Below are 19,856 nucleotides of genomic sequence, written 5' to 3' on the forward strand. Positions count from 1 at the left end.
GGCAAGGGTTGGGAATTTAAGGTATGTTGGCGCGTGAAGCCAGTTTGTCGCCGTTTTACGGCTATTGTATAAATAAAACTCGATAGTAACTATTCAACTTGTTTGTACACAAAAGGGTTTTCTACCAACAGGTATTAAAATCGCCGTCATACCTGAGTATTCAGGTATCCAGTGCCTTTATTAAAGTAAACTAAGCTCGCGTTTACTAAACAAAGTCACTAGATTACCGCATTCGCAGGTTTCTTGTTCCAGACGAAACCTAAGTACCTACGTCCTGTAGGCACGGCAAAGACGAGGTAATTAGCAATACTAAGGCGCGTAAAACATATTACGCTGAATAGTTAATTTTATCTAAAGGTTAATTTGCCTTACAAAATCGCCAACTTGGACATTACCGAGTAGTTGTTCAGTGGGTGAGCGTCCTACTGCTGTTTGGTGAAATACATCAGTGATCACAATGTCGTAAGGACTGATCACAAAATGCGGACGCACTATGCCTTGTTTGTCGGTAAAGCTGGCATGATGCATAACTTTGAATTTGTCGCCGACTTGCAGGCCGTTGTCTTTTCCTAAGTTTATACGAATGGAATCGGGCGCGGCCTGCAATATTTTTGCGTTGGCGGCTTGGCATTTCAGTACAGAGTCTAACTCGCCTGTCATTTTTACTATCTGTTCTTGTACGGCTTGGCCATAATCTGAATCCCAAAAACGTCGACTGGTTGGGTCAACTGTACGGCGGTTATCAAAGGGCCATTGGGCTTGCATAACGTATTCTAGGCTTTGTATTTTTTCACCTGTGTAACCGTTGTAAAGGCGCAATTCCAGATCAAAATAGCGCTCAGCAGTCGATTTGAATAAACCATTCCAACTACTGGTGGTTGGCTCTTCTGTCATTGTCATATCACGTATGATACCCGCAACAATATATTGGCTATCGGTTTGATTAGCGACTTCTGCTAGTTCGTGTCGAGCTGAATAAACCCGATTTGTTGATTTGTTTTCAACAACATTCAAGCGGTTGTTAGCCAGCACTCTTATATCAACTTGAGTTGTGGCTGAACTTAAGCGTTTGAACAGTTTTTCAGTAAGCACTTTAGGAAACTCATAAACCGCACCGACTTTAGCATGGCTAGCATGTTGCAACTGTACCGGTAACAACGCGACGGATTTGCGATACTGAGAGGTAAAACATTGCCGCTCATCGGCAAAAATATCGGCCCGTAGGTTAACGAAAATTTTGCCGTCTTCCACGTATTCATTAAGAATTTGTATGTCGTTTACCGAGCCGCTGGCGCGCACTTCAAAGCTATCTTGGGTGAGTAAACCATTTGTCACTTGCTGCGCACTTTGCACAGTGGCACCGGCAAATAGTAATGCGTCTTTGACAGCGGAGCGCACTGCGTCTTGTCGGGCTAATTGTGTGTTGCCGCGTTTGATATGAGCCGAGCCGGTAGACTCGTACCAAGTGGCGTAAACCTTGCTGGGTAAAGTTATGGCCAGCAGACAAGTCACTAGGCAAGCTATGTGGCTAATTGCGGTATTAATAAGCCGAAGATCAAACCTTAAATTTTGCATAAATGAGCGAGCTCTTTTAGTCACTGTCAAAAAGTTGAACATAATGGTGTTCATTACTGATATTTGTCCTGTTAATGGAAATAGTGCCAAATTCATGCCAAATATCTAGGTTAGCTGCTTAATTTAATAGTAAATGGCATTATTGGAACAAAATATGCTTATCTGAGTTAAGAAAGCGACTTTTGCCGATACAGGACAAATTTATGACGCGGTTAATTAAGTGTTGGTTTGTAACAGGCGTAGCAGCGATTTTGTCTGCCTGTACTTTTACCAATACACACAGTTATCAGATGCCTAAGCCACCCGAGCATTCGGCAGAAAATTATTATGCGGCGCCTATAAGCGAATTGTCAGTTAAAGCTTATACCTATATGTTGGCTGATGAGTTATTACTCAATTTAAGTGCTAATAAATTGGCAGGTAAAATTTTAGTCACCAATTTTGTTGATCAAAAAACACGTTTAAATAATCCAGAATCAGGCCATCCGCTAGCCAGTTTAGGTGGACAATTGGAAGAAGGCTTTGTGTATGAATTAACCAAGCGAGGGTTTGCTGTGGTCGATCACAAACTAATGGAACAGGTTAAAGTGAATGAGCAAGGCGATAAAATATGGAGCCGCAATAAAAGCGAGTTAAAAAGTCGTGTTGATGCCCGTTATATTTTATCTGGCACATTAACTGAGCATGAACGCGGTGCGGTAGTTAACGTTAAATTAATTAAATTCAGTGAGCAGCAAGTGGTATCTGCTGCTCAAGGTTTTGTGCCTAGCAATGTGTTTTGGACAGAAGACAATATCGGGCTGCGTGATGGATTTTTACATCACAAAGGCGAGCGACGTAGGACATATTAATGAGGGTTTTATCGATGGTTAAAAATGCCTTTATTTTGCTGGTGCTTGCAGTGCTTTTAACCGCCTGTGAATCGTCAAGAATTAATGTCAATAAACACAGCGAATGGCAGTATATTTTGCCTGAAGAAGATTACGTTGTAACAGCAACTGGTTATGCGCCAATTCAAACCCAGTTGGGGCAAGATAAATCCACTAAAATGATCAAAGCGATTAAGGCTTCTAAACTGGATGCCTATCGAGAATTAACAGAAAAAGTATATGGCCATAAGTTAACCGGTGATACGCGCATTGCTGATTTAGTATTAGGCAATGAAAGTATTAAAACGTCAGTACGTGGGGTAATTAAAGGCGCGCGTATTGTTAAAACTTATCAGTTAGATGGTATATACGTGACAGAATTAGAGCTCAATTTACGAGATATTTACCGTATAGGAGCTTTCACTAATGGACAATCAAAAGCCATTAAAGCGAGGTATTTATAATGAAAAACTTAGCTAAAACTGCGGTTGCAATGGCGGTTGCTTCCATTGTTTCAGGCTGTCAATTAACGGATCAGGTGTTTCCGATAAATAAAAATGTACAGCCTAAAAGCTTGCAGCAGATCCAAGCTGAAAACCGATTAATTCGCTCTGAAGCGTTTGCAGGCCATAAAGATGCACAGCTAATGGGGCATTGGGCGCGTGATCCTCATCAGTATTTAACTCAGTATCACAGTAATATTTCTAGTGAAGCTAATTTACGGATTAGTGATTACGTAGAAGCGCTAGCGATTAAACTGATTAAAAACATGCGTTACGTGACAGAGCAAACACCAATTGCTGTTGCGAGTTTTGTGCCTGTGGATTCAAATTTAGAAGAGACTGATTTAATCGGTCTGCATTTAGCTGAGAATTTTTTACATGAAGCACAACAGCTGGGTTTATCGGTAATTGATTACAAATCAACCGGTACCATCCGTGTAACTGAAACGGGTGATTTTGGCTTAAGTCGTGACATTGATGAATTACGACAATGGCACCCAATTGAATATGTTTTAATGGGAACTTACACATTAAAATCACAAGGTATTGAAGTGCATGCACGCGTGGTGGGTATTGAATCTCGCGCTGTAGTGGCGAGTGCTCAAGGCTTTATTCCTCATTCTGCAACAGAACAAATACGCCACTTTAGTAAAAAAGATGGCATTACTATTTCACAAGGTTAAATAACCTAAGCAAAGGGTGGGGTGATTACCCCGCCAAAATCCTCACCACAAGCTACAATCTTAAGTTTCATTTTTAATCTAAATCAGTTCAAGCAAAGCGTATTTTCCGGCTGTAAGTGTATAGATAGACCATTTGTATGGTTGAATATTACCAAGGTAAAAGTTGCGAATATAAAGCAATATTGCAGCTAGAACCTAAGCTTAGTAGCAGCTTTGCTGCTATTGTCGAAATAAATTTCGACCTACAAGGTGCAGGTTTTGTTGAAGTTTATTTCAACGGATCTGTGATTTGGCGTGAGCGGTTTACCCCCATACTTCCAGAAATAACTACTTTTTGTAGTACTTTTTCCTTAACGCCTCAAGCTTGGTCATAAGTACTTGTTTATCACCGGTTCGCATAAAAGCGATAAACAGTGGGCGACTTGCCACTTCAAACTCGGGCAGGGCTTCGCGGTCAAAAAAGCCTGAATGGCCTGCTGCCGTTTTTATATTTTTAACGATCTTTTGTGTAATGGGGTCGTAGTTCACATCCATATTTTGATAGGCCGTAAGACGAGACATGCCCTTTGCTATGGCTTTTAAGCTTTGTTTTTTTGATAAATAGGCCAACAACTTTAACGCTTTATTAGGATTTTCGGTATTACTGTTAATAATAAATACGTTAAGTGGCACACTCTCATAGCGCGGAATATCGGCAATTTTAGGAAAGGTAAATAAGTCGAGATCTTGCCTAATTTGACTATTACTGTGGTTAGATAACAAGGCGTTACTGATAAACATCATGCCAATTTTATTGCGTAAAAAGAAAGGAATGGATTGTTGCCAAGACATGGTTCCGTACCTTTCGTCGAAACAATTAGCTTCGATAAGTCGTTGCCAATGAGTTAAGACAGTATCGACTTTGCTGTCTAAATAACTGATGTCTCCAGCCATTAGTTTATTAAAGGTATCTAAGCCATAGGTGCGCAGGGTTAAATATTCAAACCAAGCCATGGCTGTCCATGGTGCTTTTGCCATGATATGAAATGGCGTGATCCCATCTTTTTGCATGGCTTGGCAAATAGGCAGTAGATCCTGTATGTGCTTAGGCTCATTAGCATATTGCTTGAAAAATTGCCGACGATAAAATATTTGCCAACTCGATAACGTATAAGGAATGCCAATAATACCTTGTTGATGTTGTACGTTTTGTTTTAGGTTACCAAATTGTTTGTCTAATTCATGGTGTTGCCAAAATTTGCTTAAGTCATAAATGTGGCCGGAATCGTAATAGTGTTTTAAGCGTCTTGAGGCGTGGGCTATGATAACGTCTAAAGGTTTGTTGTGTTCGTTAAACCAATTTTGTGGATTATCTAGGGTTTTCATATCGGTAAGTGAACGTCTAGCGACTCTTAGGCCGCTTTCTCGCTCAAACTCACGAATGAGTGGGTAATACGTTGTTTGAGATTGCGGCCCCGCATTAATAGCAAAAATCACATAGTTGTCTATGTTGGGGGAAGAAAAGCAAGGAGTCGAAAAGGCCAGCCAGAGTAGGATATTAATCGAAACAGCCAACCTTATGCGTGTCATTCTGATCCAAACTTTTATTTGTTTGTATTAAAAATTTAGCTCAGCTTGAGGTTAATACAAGTCGTAGACTTTGGAAAAACCGTTGAAAAAGAAGTTGGAAAAAGTAGAAACTAAATAGTCAATATGCAGGGCGATTAGGCGCGCCCTGCGTTATGGGGGCATTAATAGGTTTTCGCTTTGCCTTTACTGCGTTTTTCTAGTTGAGAGTCAACTGTGTAGCGCACAACATGAGGAAACCCAGAACCGCGAGCTTGCTGAATAACCGGTAGCCAAGCGTTACGCATTTCAGCTAGTTTATCTTGATGTTGGCTAGAGTTGACGAGGTTGTTTAATTCGTCAGGATCTTGAGCGATATGATAGAGCTCTTCATAAACCGCAGATTCACCTTGCAGCGGCCCTTCTACAAACTGGCGATATTGCGTAATTGCCGCATCATGATAACCGTATAAAACTTTGCTCGGTTTCATGCCCATTTGCTTAGCAATTTTCACTTTGTCATTAGCCGATAAATTGTGATTGGCATAGTAGCGAATGTACTTCCATTGATTATCTTGAATAGCATCACAGCGCGGGTTACCAAAATGGGTAGACCATAAATTTTCGGTAAATACATATTCACGTTGAGTTTTGGTTTGATGAGTATAAAAACCGCTTAAGTCTTCACCTTGATACGATTTAGGTGCTGTTACCCCCGCATAGGACAAAATAGTCGGCGCTACGTCAATTGATTGGACAAGCGCATCGCTAGTTTGTTGTTTTGCTGTTTGTCTTGGGTCATAAATAATTAACGGTACATGGGTGGTTTTTTCATAGCAAAGTGCTTTGCCGCCTAAGCCAAATTCACCCATAAACAAACCGTGATCAGAGGTTAAAATAATAATTGTGTTATCGTCTACCTTGTGTCTTTTAAGCTCGTCTTGCAAACGACCAACTAGTCGATCAATGCCGGTCATGGCTTGATTTTGCCGGATCAGCATTTCGGTTACATCTTCTTCTGTATCCACGTAGTTATAACCGACTTGTCTGTCTTTTGCTCTTAGCAGATCGGCAGGCAGCTTAGGCTGTTTAATGTCTTTTTTAGCGACATAGTGTTTAGGCAGCGGGATATTTTTATCTCGGTATAAGGATTTATAAATATCATCGTCTTTGTCTCTTTGTGCCATTTCTCTGGCGCCAGCGCCATGTGGTAAGTTTAAATTAATGGATAACATAAAAGGCTGGTTTTTAGGCCGTGCATCTAAAAAGGTTTGCGCGCGTTTGAATCTGTATTCGTTGGTATCCATAAAATCGGCAATACCTTCTGACACTATTTCTAGTTGAGTGTCGTTTTCTGCTTCTTTAAAAATAGGGTGGGTGTCTTTTGAATAAAAGCGCATATGACCATGACTGGCGTACCAATAGTCAAAGCTTTTTTCCATGATACCTGTTGCATAGCCATCTTCGCCGACAGGGACATGATTTTTACCCACCCAACCCGTGTGATAGCCCGACTGTCTTAGTAAAACTGGGTAGGATTGCAACCAAGCTTTTTCAGCCACAGCTGTACCTGAATTAAAGTTAACTCCGTGTTTACGCTCGTATTGACTCAGCAATATCGACACGCGACTCGGTGTACAGATTGCACTGGTAACGTGAGCATTGGTAAACAATAAGCCCTGATTGGCTAAATTATCTATGTTGGGTGTTTTGGCTATTTTATTACCGGTAACGCCCAAGTAACCATAGGGTTGATCATCGGTTAGTACCAAAACAATATTAGGCTGTGGTTGCGCAATAGCACTGTTTGCCATTAGGTAGTAAGCCGCTATCAATAGGCTGATTGACCCTATTCGAGTGAGTTGATTTGCCGTTTTAATTAATCTATTCATGCTTAATTATTTACTGATGTACTTTTCGATAGTTCAAATTTATTAGCTACAAAATATAAACTTTACATTTACACCGTTGCTAATTGATAACTGGAATTATACAATTGATTGGATATAAAAACATGATTGCAAATGTAAACTTAAGTTTAGATTTGGTGTCATTTCGACTCGGACTGTTTATCAAATGACTAAAAAACTGCTCACTACATTAATAACGGCGTTAGGCTTAGCCGCTTGTTCATCACAAGATCTACCGGTTAATAAAAGTGTCGATCTCACTAGCGATGCGCAAACTAAAAGTGTGACTAAACCCACTAACGTTGTACTGATTTTAATTGACGATTTAAGCCATTACGGCGTTACTGCTTACGGTGCCAATAAGTTACATTCGTATGATGGCTTATTTACTAATAAAGAGTTCAGCACGCCTAACATTGACGCTTTAGCGCAAGGCGGGTTACGTGTTGATCATGCCTTTGCTTATCCAATATGCGAAAATACCCGTATTGCGTTGATGAGCGGTAAAAATAATGATCGTAATTATTTAAAACCTAAGTCTCAGCACGCTTCGGATATTACTTTTGGTGATGCCTTTAAAAAAGCAGGCTATGCCACTGGCTTATATGGCAAGTGGAAGCAAACGCGGGGTACTAAGGAGATCCCAGGTATGGACTATATTAGTCAATTTGGTTGGGACGATTATGCCGCATTTGATGTAGTCACCGAAGGGCAGCGTTTTATAAATCCGAATTTAGTTATTAATGGTAAAACGGTTAACTACAATAAGCGTACGGATGTCGATCCTGAAACGGGTCGTAGATGGTATGGCCCTGATATTGTTAACCGCGCGGCGTTAAAGTTTATTGAAACCAATAAAGACAAGCCTTTCTTTTTATATTACCCGATGATCTTGGTTCACGATGACCACAAACCGACACCGGACACTAAGCCCAATTCTATTTTTGACAACTTCCCAGAAAATGCGGACTACAACAATAAGCGCGGTGACGATCGAACCTATTTTCCGGACATGATCGAATACATGGATAAATTAATCGGTAAAGTGGTTAGCAAGCTTGAAGAGCAGGGCTTACGTGACAACACCCTTATTGTCGTAATGGGCGATAATGCCACTAAAGAAACCTTTGGTCATATTTTACCCGATGGCACGATATATCCGGGTCGTAAAGGCGGTAATGCTGATAATGGTTTACATGTTCCTTTAGTATTAAATTACCCTGGTGTGATCCCAGCAAGTCAAGACAACACTTATCGTACTTACGATGGCTTAGTTAATTTAACCGATATTTACCCAACAATTGCTGAGGCGTCGGGTATTGAAATGCCACAGGCTGATCAGGTAGATGGCATTAGTTTTTGGCCACAAGCCAAAGGTGCCGCAGGCGAGCCACGTAAACATATATACACTTGGTTTATTGGTAATAACACTTACGACAAAGTGGATGATGTTGGCATTATTTACGCGTTCAATAAAGACTTTAAGCGTTATGCGCCGAGCAAAGAATTTCCGACAGGCCGATTTTTTGATCTGCGTACCGATAGATTAGAGCGAGTCGGTGATAAAGTTGTTAACGGCAAATGGGGTATTAAACGTTTCAGCGGGCTGAATATTGATACGCTTACAGCTGAGCAGCGAGCGGCTTACGACGAGCTTGGTAAGGTGTTACAAGCCAATGTTTTAGCGCGTGTGACTGGTTTGACAATTAATGATCTTGACCCGCATTTAAAAGTTGGTCAAACCGTCGATTTAACGTATCAAGTCAAGCCTTATAACGCTAAACGTCAAGGCGTGATATGGCAGTCGAGTCATCCTGAAGTAGCCAGTGTTGATAAATTTGGTCGTGTGACCGCGCATAAAGCTGGAAGCACCGAAATCACTATCTATTCGTGGGACGACGCTTATCCACTGGCCGCTAACCGTAAAAAAACTTTTTACAAAAATGGGGTTAAGGCGGTGAAACGTTTATATGTAAACTAATTTAAAACATGTAAAGATGTGTTTATAAAATTGATTTATCAAATATAAAAATAATAATTCAAGTTGAGATAGATATAGGAGGCTAATGCCTCCTTTATTTTATGTTTAGTCTTCTCGCTCAGGTCTTATGGTTCATTGTCAGCGCTTACTCACCCCAATCACATAATAGAGCATATGCTCATGGGGATTCGAAGCTTGACGGCTTCCCCTAAAACCTGATCGCTTTGACTATATTAATTGTTCGTTTACACAAAACACAATTGACACACCAAGACAACAACGGAATTAACTATGGTAAATAACAAAAATATCAGCAGACAAAATGTTAGCTTAAAACGCTTAATGCTGCTGACTTGCTTGAGTTTGATCGGCCTATTTAGTGGGCAAGTATTGGCAAGTTCAGTGGGTGTTAAACAAAGCTTTAATGACAATTGGCTTTTCAGTAAAGGGAAATTACCTGGCGCAGAACAAGTTAACTACAATGACGAAAATTGGCAGCCTGTCACTTTGCCACATGATTGGTCAATTGAAGGCCCTTTTGACAATAAATACAATGCGCGCAATGGCGGCTTACCGGTTTTTGGCCATGGCTGGTATCGTAAATCTTTTACTATGCCACACTCGGCAAAAGGCAAACACGTTTCGGTAACGTTTGATGCAGCCATGTATGATTCCAATGTCTACATTAACGGCCATTTACTCGGCAATCGTCCTTTTGGTTATATTGCATTTGAATATGACTTAACACCTTATTTAAATTACGGTGATAAGCCAAATGTTATTGCTGTTAGCCTTGCCCCGCAAAATTTTTCGGCGCGTTGGTATGCTGGAGCCGGTATTTACCGTAACACATGGTTAGAGATAAATGATGCCGTACACGTAGCCAAGTGGGGCACCTTTGTGTCAACACCGACCGTGACCCGTGAACTAGCTAAAGTTAAGTTAGAAACAAAACTGAATAACTTGGGTAAAACGACAAGTGCGCATATTCGCCATGTTATTCGTGATCGCCAAGGTAACGTAGTTGCTCAAGCAGAATCACAGCTAGCGAACTTAGCTGGCAAATCTCAACAAACGTTAAATCACGAGTTTACTATATCTGAGCCTATTTTATGGGACATCAACAATCCTTATCTATACAAAATAGAAACTCAAGTGAGTCGCAATGGCAAGGTAGTGGATGACTACACGACTACCTTAGGTGTTCGCCATATTGAATATAAGAAAGACGATGGCTTTTGGTTAAACTGGCGAAAAGTGCCTATTCAAGGTGTTTGTTTACACCACGATAACGGCCCATTAGGTGCCGTTGCCAACCGCCGAGCAATTGAACGTAAACTGCAAATTATGCAAGCTATGGGGGCTAACTCGGTGCGTACGTCACACAACCCGCCGTCACCTGAAATGGTCGAATTAGCCGATGAAATGGGCATATTGTTGCAGGTGGAATCGTTTGATGTGTGGAAAATTGAAAAACGGACCGTGGTAAACGGTTACCAAATTTATTTTGATGAATGGGCAGAACGTGATCTGCGCGACATGATCCGCCAACATCGTAATAGTCCTTCGGTGATCATGTGGAGCACCGGCAACGAAATTATGGAGCAAGCCAATAAACATGGCGCGCAAGTCGCAAAAATGCTAACCGAGATTGCCCATGATGAAGATCCAAATCGCTTAGTCGCTGTGGGCTTTAATAACCCATTTGGCGCGATAAAAAATAAACTACCGGCCGAAGTCGATATTGTCGGTTTAAATTATAAACCCACGCTATATGACGATTTTAAACAAGATCATCCTGATTGGATCGTGCTTGCTAGTGAAACCTCATCTGTAACCAGTACGCGCGGCAAGTATCATTTGCCAATGGAAAAATATAAAACGCATGATTCACGTTATGTAACCAGCTATGACATCATTGGTCCATCATGGGCTTATCCACCGGATATTGAGTTTGAATACTTAGCTCGCAACCCGCATGTAATGGGCGAATATATTTGGACGGGCTTTGACTATTTAGGTGAACCTACGCCGTACGGCGGCAAAGATCACAGTAAAAATGGTTATTGGAATGGCGATTGGCCAGTGCGTAGTTCGTCGTTTGGTGCGGTCGATTTAGTGGGTTTTCCTAAAGACCGTTTCTATTTGTATCAAAGCCAATGGACGCAAACGCCAATGGTGCATGTGTTACCTCATTGGAATTGGACGAATATGGAAGGTAAAACGATTCCAGTTTACGCCTATACCAATGCTGAAGAAGTTGAGTTGTTTGTTAACGGCAAATCGTTTGGTCGTCAGGTTAAAGGGGTAGACAAAGCCGAATTACCGATTGATTTTAGATGGTGGAAGGCAGAAAACCGCCCCGACTACAAAACGCCTTATCGTTTACGGTGGGATGTCGCTTATCACCCAGGTGAGTTAAAAGTGGTTGCCTATAACCAAGGCCGCAAAGTCGCTGAAAAAATCATCAAAACGGCAGGGCAAGCGGTACAAGCCGAGTTGTTACCTGACAGAACTCACATAAAAGCAGATGGTGCTGACCTATCGTATGTTACTGTGGATGTTTTAGATAAAGAAGGCAACTTAGTGCCAACAGCCGAAAACAAGATCCGCTTTTTTGTTGAAGGTGCAGGGGAAATAGCAGCGGTAGGCAACGGAGATTCAGCCACTATTGAACCGTTCAAAGCAGATTATCGCCGTGCATTTAGTGGCAAAGCCATGCTAATTGTTAAAAGCAAAAAAGGGGTAACAGGCAAAATTAATATTCGTGCTTATGCTGAAGGATTAACCATAGCTCCCATTACCTTATACGCACAATAGCGCTTACAAAACATAAATAAAGCACTGAAAAATATCGGTTAGCCCTCGCCATTCCCAACATTCCCGCTATTTCAGTGCTTTCACCCTGCAGCAATCTAGTACTTTTTCCAGAAAGAAATGATCAGTTGAATTCTTTGTAGATCGAAGCTGCTGCTTCGTCAATGCCTAAAATACGACGCGAGCGTCGAACCTACAAAAATAGCTAGCCTTGTTTCAATTAATCAAAATTAAATTGAAAAGGTACTAGTATTACCACCAGTAAATCGACGCAAAAGCTTCAAATAGTTAAATTGAAAAATAAATGTGAAACACATGTTGTAGTGACGACAAGTATTAATTGAGGGTTTTTATATAAACTTTTATTTTTAAATATAATTAATAGAAAGATGTTTTTATGTATCAATTACACAAGGTGAGCTTTTTAGCTCAAAGCAAAGCGATTGGCTTGTCAGTAATATTAGCGGGGCAAGTATTCTTGACTGGCTGTCAACCTGACTCGCAGCAAGCTAAAGTAGAAGCAGAAGCAGAAGCAGAAGCAATTAGCACTCCCAATATTTTATTTATTTACACAGATGATCAAGCGCCATGGGCAATGGGGGCGGCGGGTAACAATCAAGCTTTTACACCTAACATGGATAAGTTAGCCAAACAGGGCATGCGTTTACCCAATGCCTATACTACCACGCCGGTTTGTAGCCCATCTCGTGCAGGGTTAATGACCTCTCGTTATGGTTACGAGCTAGGCATAGATGATTGGATCAATACGCATTATGGTAAGTTTGGCTTAAATCCGCTAGAGCCAGAGTTGGGGTTAGATCCTAATTTAGAAACTTGGCCTGAAGTATTACAACGCGCAGGTTACTACACTGGCTTAATTGGTAAATGGCACTTAGGCATTACCGACCAACATCATCCTACTCAACAAGGTTATTCAGAGTTTAACGGCTTTCGTTCCGGAGGCACAACACCGCAAAACCCTAAACTGGAAATTGCCGGTCAAGAAGTTAAAGAGCAAGGGTTAACCGCTGATGTGCTGACTCAATATGCCATTAAATTTTTAAATGAAAATAAAGACCGCAAATTTGCTTTATCTTTACATTATCGCGCTCCTCACACGCGGTGGTTGCCAGTTGCACCAGAGGACGAAGCGCCATATAAAAATTTAGATCTGACTATTCCTAACCCAGATTACCCGAACCTAGATGTAAAACGCGTTAAAAGATACATGGCGGAATACTTATCAAGTGTTCGCAGTGTTGATCGCAATTTAGGGCTTATTTTACAGCAATTAGATACGTTAGGTTTGTCAGATAATACTTTGGTTATTTTCACATCTGATCATGGTTACAACATGGGCCACAATGGTATTTGGCACAAGGGAAATGGCCATTGGATTTTGAAAGATAAAGTGGCCGCTAAGTCGCATAATCTTCCGGCTGATCAACGGCCAAATATGTACGACAATTCTATTAAAGTGCCAACAATTGTGCGCTGGCCAAATAAAATAGCCGCAAATAGCGTTAATTTATCTAGCGTATCTAACCTTGATTGGTTTCCTACTTTAGTTGCTGCTGCTAATACACAGGCCAGTCAACAAACTATCATTCGCGGTAACAATGTATTGCCAGTGTTAACCGGCAAAAAGGCATTATCTTCTTCAGATTATTACGCAGCATATACAACAAAACACCAATCGATTAGTGGCATGCGTATGTACAGTGACGGCCAATACAAGTTGGTTAAAGACTATATAAACAAAGGACGCGATGAGTTTTATGATCTAGGTAATGATCCGCAAGAATCGACGAACTTGATCAACACCAATAATCCAAAATTGCAGGTCATTATTAATCGTTTTGATGATGTGATTTTCGAAAAAATGTTAGCAACCCAAGATCCTCTACTTGACCAATTTTTTGCGGAGAAGAAAAAATGATTAATAAATTAAAAACCTTGTTCGCAATTTTTTGTGTAACCGGAATCGTTGCCACTGCAAATGCAGGGCTAAAAGGTAAGCATGCTTTACCCGACAATTTAGCTGAGCATGGCATAGTTGAGTCGGATTTTAGTAAAGCGCTTAAAAATGGCCAGCGTATTTTAGAAGAGAAAAATTGGAATGTGTGGGGTATTTCACCAATTGTCGGTGATGATGGCAAAATTCACGTTTTTTATTCGCGCTGGCGTGGCACACACAGCCGCTGGTTAAGCCATAGTGAAATTGCCCATGCCGTTGCAGATAAACCTGAAGGGCCTTATACGGTATTAGGGACAGTGTTGACCGGACGTGGCGGTGAACATTGGGATGCGGATACTATTCATAATCCTACTATCCAAAAAGTGGGTGATAAATATGCCTTATTTTTTATTGGCAATAATCTGAAAAGAGCGGCTGATTTTGACGGCCATCATGCCTCGACGCAACGCATAGGATTAGCATTGTCTGACAGTTTGTATGGGCCTTTTGAACGAGTCAGTGATGAGCCTATTTTAGACGTGAGCCCAAATAAAAAGGATTGGGATAGCTATTTAACCACTAACCCAGCTTTGTTACAGCATCCTAATGGCGAATACTGGTTGTATTATAAAGCGTGGGATAAATACAACGACAATATGCGTAAAATGGGCGTGGCAATCGCTAAGGATATTAAAGGTCCTTATACAAAACATCCTAAAAATCCGTTAGTGAGTTTTGCGTCTATGAAGCGTCAGGTCGAAGATGCTTACGTTTATTTTTCTGATAATAAATACTATATGATTATGCGCGATATGGGGGTGATCCATCCACATGTTGGCTTAATGCTTGATTCAGATGATGGTATCACTTGGTCTAAACCGCAACTGGGTTATCGCACCAATACTCATTATGTTAATGAGCAAAAAGTACAACGCATGGAAAGACCACAAGTCTTAATGGAAAACGGCAAGCCTAAATATCTATTTTTGGCATTAATGGGTGGTAAATACGATACCTCTACCGGCTTTTTATTGGCTGTAGATTAAGCTTAGTTGTTAGGTTTAGTAAACGGATAAAACCTTAAACGCACTTGTTCTAAGTCGTGTAAGGTTTTATCTATATCACCATTTTTTAAAAATTCGACCAATAAAGGCTGCACATACTTTTCAAATTTAGGCTCGGCGAGTCTATCGAAAAATGGCGTAACAGCAACTGAAGTCTTAAAGGCGTCAATATCTTGCTTTAATATAGGGTTTTCACCCAATTGTGCATGCTTATGGGCAGGTATCGCATGTAGTTTTTGGGCAATACTCGTTTGTACGTCTTTGTTTGCAAGGTACTTGATAAATTGCTTAGCTAGCTTTTGCTTTTTGGAACGGGCGTTGATAAAAAATGCTTCAACCGGTGCCGACTCATAGCGAGGAATATCAGCGATTTTAGGAAAAGAGACGCGTTTTATTTTGTGGCCGTTTTCAAATTTTTGAGCGTTATTAACCATATAAGAAGAGCCTGAAAAGATGAATGCCAATTTTTTTCGTAACAGTAAAGGCAAGGTTTTTTCCCAGCGCTCTTCATACCAACCATAAGAAAATAAATCGTGGTCAATTAGTTCTTTCCACTTAACAAAGGCTTGTCTTACATCTGAGTCGTAAAAGGATTTTTCGCCGCTCGCGATTTGATATAGTAAATCAGCTCCTTGGGTTCGGAGGATAATATGTTCAAACCAAGATGTGGCTACCCAAGGTTGTTTACTATTTGATGGGAATACATGCCAGCCATGATTTTTAAGCTTAATGCAATATTCGACAAATTCTGGCCATGTTTGTGGTACAGGTCCAAATTGAGTCGTTAGGTTTTGATGGTAAAACAGTCCCCATGTTGTAAATTTATAGGGCAGTGCAAAGTAGCGATTGTTTAAGCTGACGTGGGGGAGTAATTGAGAATGAATAGCTTGTTGTAAGTTGAGTTCATCCCATAGCGAGGTAATGTCGGTAACTAAACCTTTGTTTACTTTAGCCATCAGACGACCTGCACTATGAGTAAATATAATGTCAGCACCGTTATTGCGGATGAGTGAGTAGCCTATTCGTTCATTCCTAAAATCATCTAATGCGGCATAAGCCGATACTTTAATTTTTATGCCTGATGCGGCTTGGAAATCGTAAAAAACATTTTGTAATGCTGGACGATTATTGGCACCGTCGTCGACTAATACTTCAAGTACTTCGGTTGCTGAATGAATATGTGTTTTGGGCGACAGCGAGGAAGCTAAACAGAGGTCGCACCGGAACATAACCAAACTACAAATTATCAACGGAAAACAAGCTTTGATGACACTTTTATCAAGCAATTTCATTTAACTTTTTTACTGCTGTTTGGTGGTTTAACTCGCTATCCTTTACAGGAAATTTAACCACAACATTGTTTTTCTCTTGTTGGCCTGTCTCCCATTTTTGCCAATCGTGCGACACTTTCTGTTAAAAAATCACTATTTTGTTGTGCTGTGATCTTAATGGTTTCATGTATCCAACTATTCAGTGCGGGATCAATTTTATAGTAAACCCACTGGCTTTGTTTTCGATCAATTAATAACCCTGCTTTTTTCAACTGAGCTAGATGGCGCGAAACCTTTGGTTGGCTAGCTTCATTTAAGGCAACCATTAATTCACACACGCAAAGCTCTTGTTCGAGATGCAGCAATAATATACTTTTGAGCCGTAATTCATCCGCAAGGCATTTAAAAAAAATAGTCGGTTTCACAAAATCCAATAATTAGAAAATTAAAACCTGTTCAATTTACCTTATTTTGCGGTTAAGCAAAACGGTTTGCATATTAAAGTACACGATAAAAATCGAAGTTTAAATATAAAAATTGTTTTGGGGTAGGCTTAACTAGGAGAGGGTTATGCAGCAGCCGGGAGTGAGAGAGCGGTTGCTGCACAAGCTATTTAACTATAAATTAATGAGTTACTAAGCGGTTCGTAAACAGTTTCTACCTGCGTTCTTGGCTTGATAAAGTGCTTTGTCCGCTTGACTAAATAACGCTTTATGATCCATTTCGGCTTTTAATTGGCAAACACCAATAGAGGTCGATACGCCCATTTTGGTCATAATTGACGATAAACCGGCTTCTGCTTTTATTAAACGAGAGATCCGTGTGGCAACCGATTGATTTGCACCGTCTAGGATAATGGCAAACTCGTCTCCGCCAAACCGAAAGACTAAATCTGTTTTACGCACTGAATTTTCTAAAATACGTGCAAATTCAATTAATACCTTGTCGCCTTCAGCGTGGCCCCAAGTGTCATTGGCTTGTTTAAAGTTGTCTAAATCAAGTAGCACTAGGGTGTAATTTTCTTGGTTGGCTAATGCTCGCTCTACGGAAGACGAAAACTTTTCTTCGAAAAATCCTCGATTACCTAATCCAGTTAAGCTGTCATTGAGCGCTTGTTTTTGTAAATCGGCTACAGCTAATGCATTACGAATAGGGTATGCTAGCTTAGCTTGTAGTAAGCTAAGTACGTTAACCGTTTCAATATCTAATTCGCTGCTACAGGCATAGTTTAAAATGCCAAGGCGTTTGTCGAATAGCATAAGTTCGGAGATATGATTAAAAACCCCCTTGCTAAATTCGCGAGTTTCAAAGCAATCAGACTCGGTCTGCAAACGCATGCCGGTTAGATCGACATACTTTGCCGCTTCTTCAGTATACATTTGTAGTATGTCGGTTACTTTTAAACTCGTGTGCAACCTTTCTACTAAATGGTTGAAATTGGGTTCAAATTCATCTCTAACTACTGCTACACTTGAATTGGGCAAGTGCATAACGTTATTTGAATCACGAGTATTGAAATGATTTAAGTTGTCCACAAAGTTCACCTTAGATTTTAAAGACAATTAAATCTAAGCTAAAACTGTACCAATAATTATTTTTTTAATAAAAACATAAATTTAGACTGGAATTTACGGAAAATTGACGCGGGTTAGTCTATCCTGTTTTTAGCGCGTCAAAAAAGCTTTCCCACAACTATAAGAACCTATGCAAGATACAATATTTAAAGAAATGCTATTATTATTAGCGGCCTCTGTGTTTATGATTTCTCTTTTCCGCCGCTTTAATTTAACCCCTATATTAGCCTATTTAGCAGCAGGGATTGTGGCTGGCCCTACCGCGCTAGGTTGGATCTCATCTCCCGATAAAATGAATTTGATTGCCGAGTTAGGTATCGTTTTACTATTGTTTTCGCTCGGCTTGGAGTTTTCATTTCCCAAGTTAATCGCCATGCGCAAAATGGTATTGGGCACAGGTTCAGTACAGGTTTGTGCCACGTTAATTGTGATTATGCTCTTTTGCTTTGCCTTAGGGTTGCCGATAGAGGCTTCTTTTGCGGTTGGTGCCATCCTCGCGTTATCGTCGACGGCCATTGTAATAAAACAATTATCTGAAAAATCGAACGGCCTTAAAGACAGAAAAGGTCAGATCGCTGTATCCGTGCTGCTTTTCCAAGACATTGCTGTCGTACCATTTTTAATTACGTTTCCAATTTTATCTCAAGGCGGAGATGTTGCCATCGGTCACGCGCTTTTTATGGCATTGCTCAAAGGTATCGCGGTATTTGTGCTGCTAATTGCAATTGGCAAATGGTTATTGCCGCGTGTATTTGCTGAAATAGGCCAAGCACGTAGCGACGAATTATTTGTATTAACTACCTTGTTAGTTGCCTTGTTAGCCGGAGGCGTGACGCACTTATTTGGTTTGTCGATGGCATTAGGAGCTTTTTTAGCCGGTATGATGTTGGGTGAAAGTCAATATAAACACCAGCTTGAAGCCGATATACGCCCATTCAGAGATATTTTAATGGGGCTGTTTTTTACCACAGTTGGTATGCGTTTAGATATTTACGCAATATGGGTGCAATTTCATTGGTTAATTTTATCCGTTGTTGGTTTGTTATTGGTTAAAGCCATGGTGGTTTATGCCATTTGCCAAGTTGTTAAGGAGAAACGAACCGACTCAGTAGCAGCAGCTATAATGCTGTGCCAAATGGGCGAGTTTGGTTTTGTGCTCACGGCTTTAGCGTTGGAAAATGAATTAATTAGTTCAGATATCGCTTCTTTGTTGATTGGGGTTGGTGTGGTAAGTATGGCGATAACGCCATTCTTGGTTAGCAATGCAGAGCGCTTAACTAATTTTATTTTGTTTGGTGATTTACAGTCGCAACATCAGGATAAAATACCAGGCTTTACTTACAATCAATCTGATCATGTCATTATTTGTGGTTTTGGTCGAGTTGGCCAAACCGTTGCTCGTTTTTTAAAAGCAGAGGCAATACCTTATGTTGCTTTAGACTTTGATCCTATTCGAGTTCAAGAAGCCCAAGTCGCAGGGGAAAGAGTGCATTTTGGTGACGTGCGCAACGCCATGATTTTAAATGCGGTTAGTATTAAGACAGCGCGTTTGGTCATTATTACCTTAGACGATGCAATAAAATCACAAACTGTAGTTTCTTTGATTAAAGATTTAAATCCAGATGCAAAAGTTGTTGTAAGAACGTCGGACGACGAGCACTTGAATCAATTGAAAGAGGTTGGAGCGACTGAGGTTGTGCCCGAGAAACTAGAGGGCAGTCTGATGTTAGTCTTGCATGTGCTATACCGCTCAGGAGTGCCGATTAAACGTATATTCAGTAGACTTCGTCGTGAACGGCGCAATCAATACAATTTTATGCATGGTTTCTTTCCCGGTGAAAATGTTGATTTAGGCGGCGAGCGCCGTGAGCAGTTGGAATTTTTACACGCTATTTCGTTGCAAGAAACGGCGTATGCCATTGGTAAAACGTTAAAAGAACTTAACTTGTCGAGCTTACGGGCTGAAGTGATTGGTTTAAGGCGTAACAACCAAGAAATTGAACAACCTCCTGAGGATATTCGCATCGAAATAGACGATGTGCTAATTATTCGAGCTCGACCTTCACGGGTTGAAAAAGCCGAGCGCTTCCTGCTCGAAGGATAGGTT

The 19,856-nt window shown here is 40.6% G+C and carries 14 protein-coding genes; 8 read left to right on the forward strand and 6 right to left on the reverse strand.

Annotated elements, in window-relative coordinates:
* Positions 1 to 351 precede the first annotated feature (351 nt).
* Positions 352 to 1,671 (reverse strand): flagella assembly protein FlgT, encoded by a 1,320-nt coding sequence (locus C2869_RS14260; protein WP_108603577.1) that lies wholly within the window; start codon positions 1,669 to 1,671, stop codon positions 352 to 354.
* Between the two features lie 107 nt (positions 1,672 to 1,778).
* On the opposite strand from C2869_RS14260, the gene C2869_RS14265 reads away from it, so the two are divergent.
* The 3 genes from C2869_RS14265 to C2869_RS14275 are packed head-to-tail and all read left to right on the forward strand — an operon-like array spanning position 1,779 to position 3,630.
* Complete coding sequence (locus tag C2869_RS14265; RefSeq protein WP_108603578.1) at positions 1,779 to 2,426, forward strand: FlgO family outer membrane protein; 648 nt, start codon at positions 1,779 to 1,781, stop codon at positions 2,424 to 2,426.
* Positions 2,426 to 2,908 (forward strand): LPP20 family lipoprotein, encoded by a 483-nt coding sequence (locus C2869_RS14270; RefSeq protein WP_228710672.1) that lies wholly within the window; start codon positions 2,426 to 2,428, stop codon positions 2,906 to 2,908. Before C2869_RS14265 ends, C2869_RS14270 begins: the two co-directional genes overlap by 1 nt.
* On the forward strand, positions 2,908 to 3,630 hold the full coding sequence (locus C2869_RS14275) for a FlgO family outer membrane protein (protein WP_108603579.1): 723 nt from the start codon (positions 2,908 to 2,910) through the stop codon (positions 3,628 to 3,630). Before C2869_RS14270 ends, C2869_RS14275 begins: the two co-directional genes overlap by 1 nt.
* A 327-nt stretch (positions 3,631 to 3,957) precedes the next feature.
* Here C2869_RS14275 and C2869_RS14285 read toward each other — a convergent pair whose 3' ends face one another.
* Together C2869_RS14285 and C2869_RS14290 are read right to left on the reverse strand one after the other, a co-directional pair.
* Positions 3,958 to 5,199, reverse strand: coding sequence for an ABC transporter substrate-binding protein (locus C2869_RS14285; RefSeq protein WP_108603581.1), 1,242 nt, complete (start codon positions 5,197 to 5,199; stop codon positions 3,958 to 3,960).
* Between the two features lie 161 nt (positions 5,200 to 5,360).
* Positions 5,361 to 7,067 (reverse strand): sulfatase-like hydrolase/transferase, encoded by a 1,707-nt coding sequence (locus C2869_RS14290; RefSeq protein WP_228710673.1) that lies wholly within the window; start codon positions 7,065 to 7,067, stop codon positions 5,361 to 5,363.
* 184 nt (positions 7,068 to 7,251) lie between these two features.
* Here C2869_RS14290 and C2869_RS14295 point away from each other — a divergent pair, with 184 nt between their 5' ends.
* The 4 genes from C2869_RS14295 to C2869_RS14310 all read left to right on the forward strand — a co-directional run bounded on the left by C2869_RS14295 (position 7,252) and on the right by C2869_RS14310 (position 14,886).
* Entirely contained in the window at positions 7,252 to 9,066 is a 1,815-nt protein-coding gene (locus C2869_RS14295) for a sulfatase-like hydrolase/transferase (protein WP_108603583.1), read from the forward strand.
* A gap of 291 nt (positions 9,067 to 9,357) precedes the next feature.
* Positions 9,358 to 11,886, forward strand: coding sequence for a glycoside hydrolase family 2 TIM barrel-domain containing protein (locus C2869_RS14300; RefSeq protein ID WP_228710674.1), 2,529 nt, complete (start codon positions 9,358 to 9,360; stop codon positions 11,884 to 11,886).
* A 394-nt stretch (positions 11,887 to 12,280) separates the two neighbouring features.
* Positions 12,281 to 13,822 (forward strand): sulfatase-like hydrolase/transferase, encoded by a 1,542-nt coding sequence (locus tag C2869_RS14305; protein ID WP_108603584.1) that lies wholly within the window; start codon positions 12,281 to 12,283, stop codon positions 13,820 to 13,822.
* Positions 13,819 to 14,886 carry a glycoside hydrolase family protein gene (locus C2869_RS14310; protein WP_108603585.1) on the forward strand — a complete coding sequence of 356 codons (1,068 nt, stop codon included), beginning with the start codon at positions 13,819 to 13,821 and terminating at the stop codon, positions 14,884 to 14,886. The genes C2869_RS14305 and C2869_RS14310 overlap by 4 nt, the downstream gene beginning before the upstream one ends.
* Before the next feature lie 2 nt (positions 14,887 to 14,888).
* On the opposite strand, the gene C2869_RS14315 is transcribed toward C2869_RS14310, so the two are convergent.
* From C2869_RS14315 to C2869_RS14325, 3 genes are all read right to left on the reverse strand, one after another.
* On the reverse strand, positions 14,889 to 16,133 hold the full coding sequence (locus C2869_RS14315) for an ABC transporter substrate-binding protein (RefSeq protein WP_159084187.1): 1,245 nt from the start codon (positions 16,131 to 16,133) through the stop codon (positions 14,889 to 14,891).
* A gap of 116 nt (positions 16,134 to 16,249) precedes the next feature.
* Complete coding sequence (locus C2869_RS14320) at positions 16,250 to 16,600, reverse strand: metalloregulator ArsR/SmtB family transcription factor (RefSeq protein WP_108605069.1); 351 nt, start codon at positions 16,598 to 16,600, stop codon at positions 16,250 to 16,252.
* Positions 16,601 to 16,810: 210 nt separating this feature from the next.
* Positions 16,811 to 17,710 carry a GGDEF domain-containing protein gene (locus C2869_RS14325; protein ID WP_108603587.1) on the reverse strand — a complete coding sequence of 300 codons (900 nt, stop codon included), beginning with the start codon at positions 17,708 to 17,710 and terminating at the stop codon, positions 16,811 to 16,813.
* A gap of 169 nt (positions 17,711 to 17,879) precedes the next feature.
* Here C2869_RS14325 and C2869_RS14330 point away from each other — a divergent pair, with 169 nt between their 5' ends.
* Complete coding sequence (locus C2869_RS14330) at positions 17,880 to 19,853, forward strand: monovalent cation:proton antiporter family protein (protein ID WP_108603588.1); 1,974 nt, start codon at positions 17,880 to 17,882, stop codon at positions 19,851 to 19,853.
* The last annotated feature ends 3 nt before the right edge of the window (positions 19,854 to 19,856 follow it).

The organism is Saccharobesus litoralis, assembly GCF_003063625.1.
In the GTDB taxonomy this organism is placed as follows: domain Bacteria; phylum Pseudomonadota; class Gammaproteobacteria; order Enterobacterales; family Alteromonadaceae; genus Saccharobesus; species Saccharobesus litoralis.

Bases quoted from the DNA above. Each gene is read 5' to 3' on its own strand.
- C2869_RS14300 (WP_228710674.1), top strand. From the start codon at position 9,358: ATGGTAAATAACAAAAATATCAGCAGACAAAATGTTAGCTTAAAACGC.
- C2869_RS14290 (WP_228710673.1), bottom strand. From the start codon at position 7,067: ATGAATAGATTAATTAAAACGGCAAATCAACTCACTCGAATAGGGTCA.
- C2869_RS14265 (WP_108603578.1), top strand. From the start codon at position 1,779: ATGACGCGGTTAATTAAGTGTTGGTTTGTAACAGGCGTAGCAGCGATT.
- C2869_RS14295 (WP_108603583.1), top strand. From the start codon at position 7,252: ATGACTAAAAAACTGCTCACTACATTAATAACGGCGTTAGGCTTAGCC.
- C2869_RS14310 (WP_108603585.1), top strand. From the start codon at position 13,819: ATGATTAATAAATTAAAAACCTTGTTCGCAATTTTTTGTGTAACCGGA.
- C2869_RS14275 (WP_108603579.1), top strand. From the start codon at position 2,908: ATGAAAAACTTAGCTAAAACTGCGGTTGCAATGGCGGTTGCTTCCATT.
- C2869_RS14270 (WP_228710672.1), top strand. From the start codon at position 2,426: ATGAGGGTTTTATCGATGGTTAAAAATGCCTTTATTTTGCTGGTGCTT.
- C2869_RS14305 (WP_108603584.1), top strand. From the start codon at position 12,281: ATGTATCAATTACACAAGGTGAGCTTTTTAGCTCAAAGCAAAGCGATT.
- C2869_RS14330 (WP_108603588.1), top strand. From the start codon at position 17,880: ATGCAAGATACAATATTTAAAGAAATGCTATTATTATTAGCGGCCTCT.
- C2869_RS14285 (WP_108603581.1), bottom strand. From the start codon at position 5,199: ATGACACGCATAAGGTTGGCTGTTTCGATTAATATCCTACTCTGGCTG.
- C2869_RS14315 (WP_159084187.1), bottom strand. From the start codon at position 16,133: ATGTTCCGGTGCGACCTCTGTTTAGCTTCCTCGCTGTCGCCCAAAACA.
- C2869_RS14260 (WP_108603577.1), bottom strand. From the start codon at position 1,671: ATGAATTTGGCACTATTTCCATTAACAGGACAAATATCAGTAATGAAC.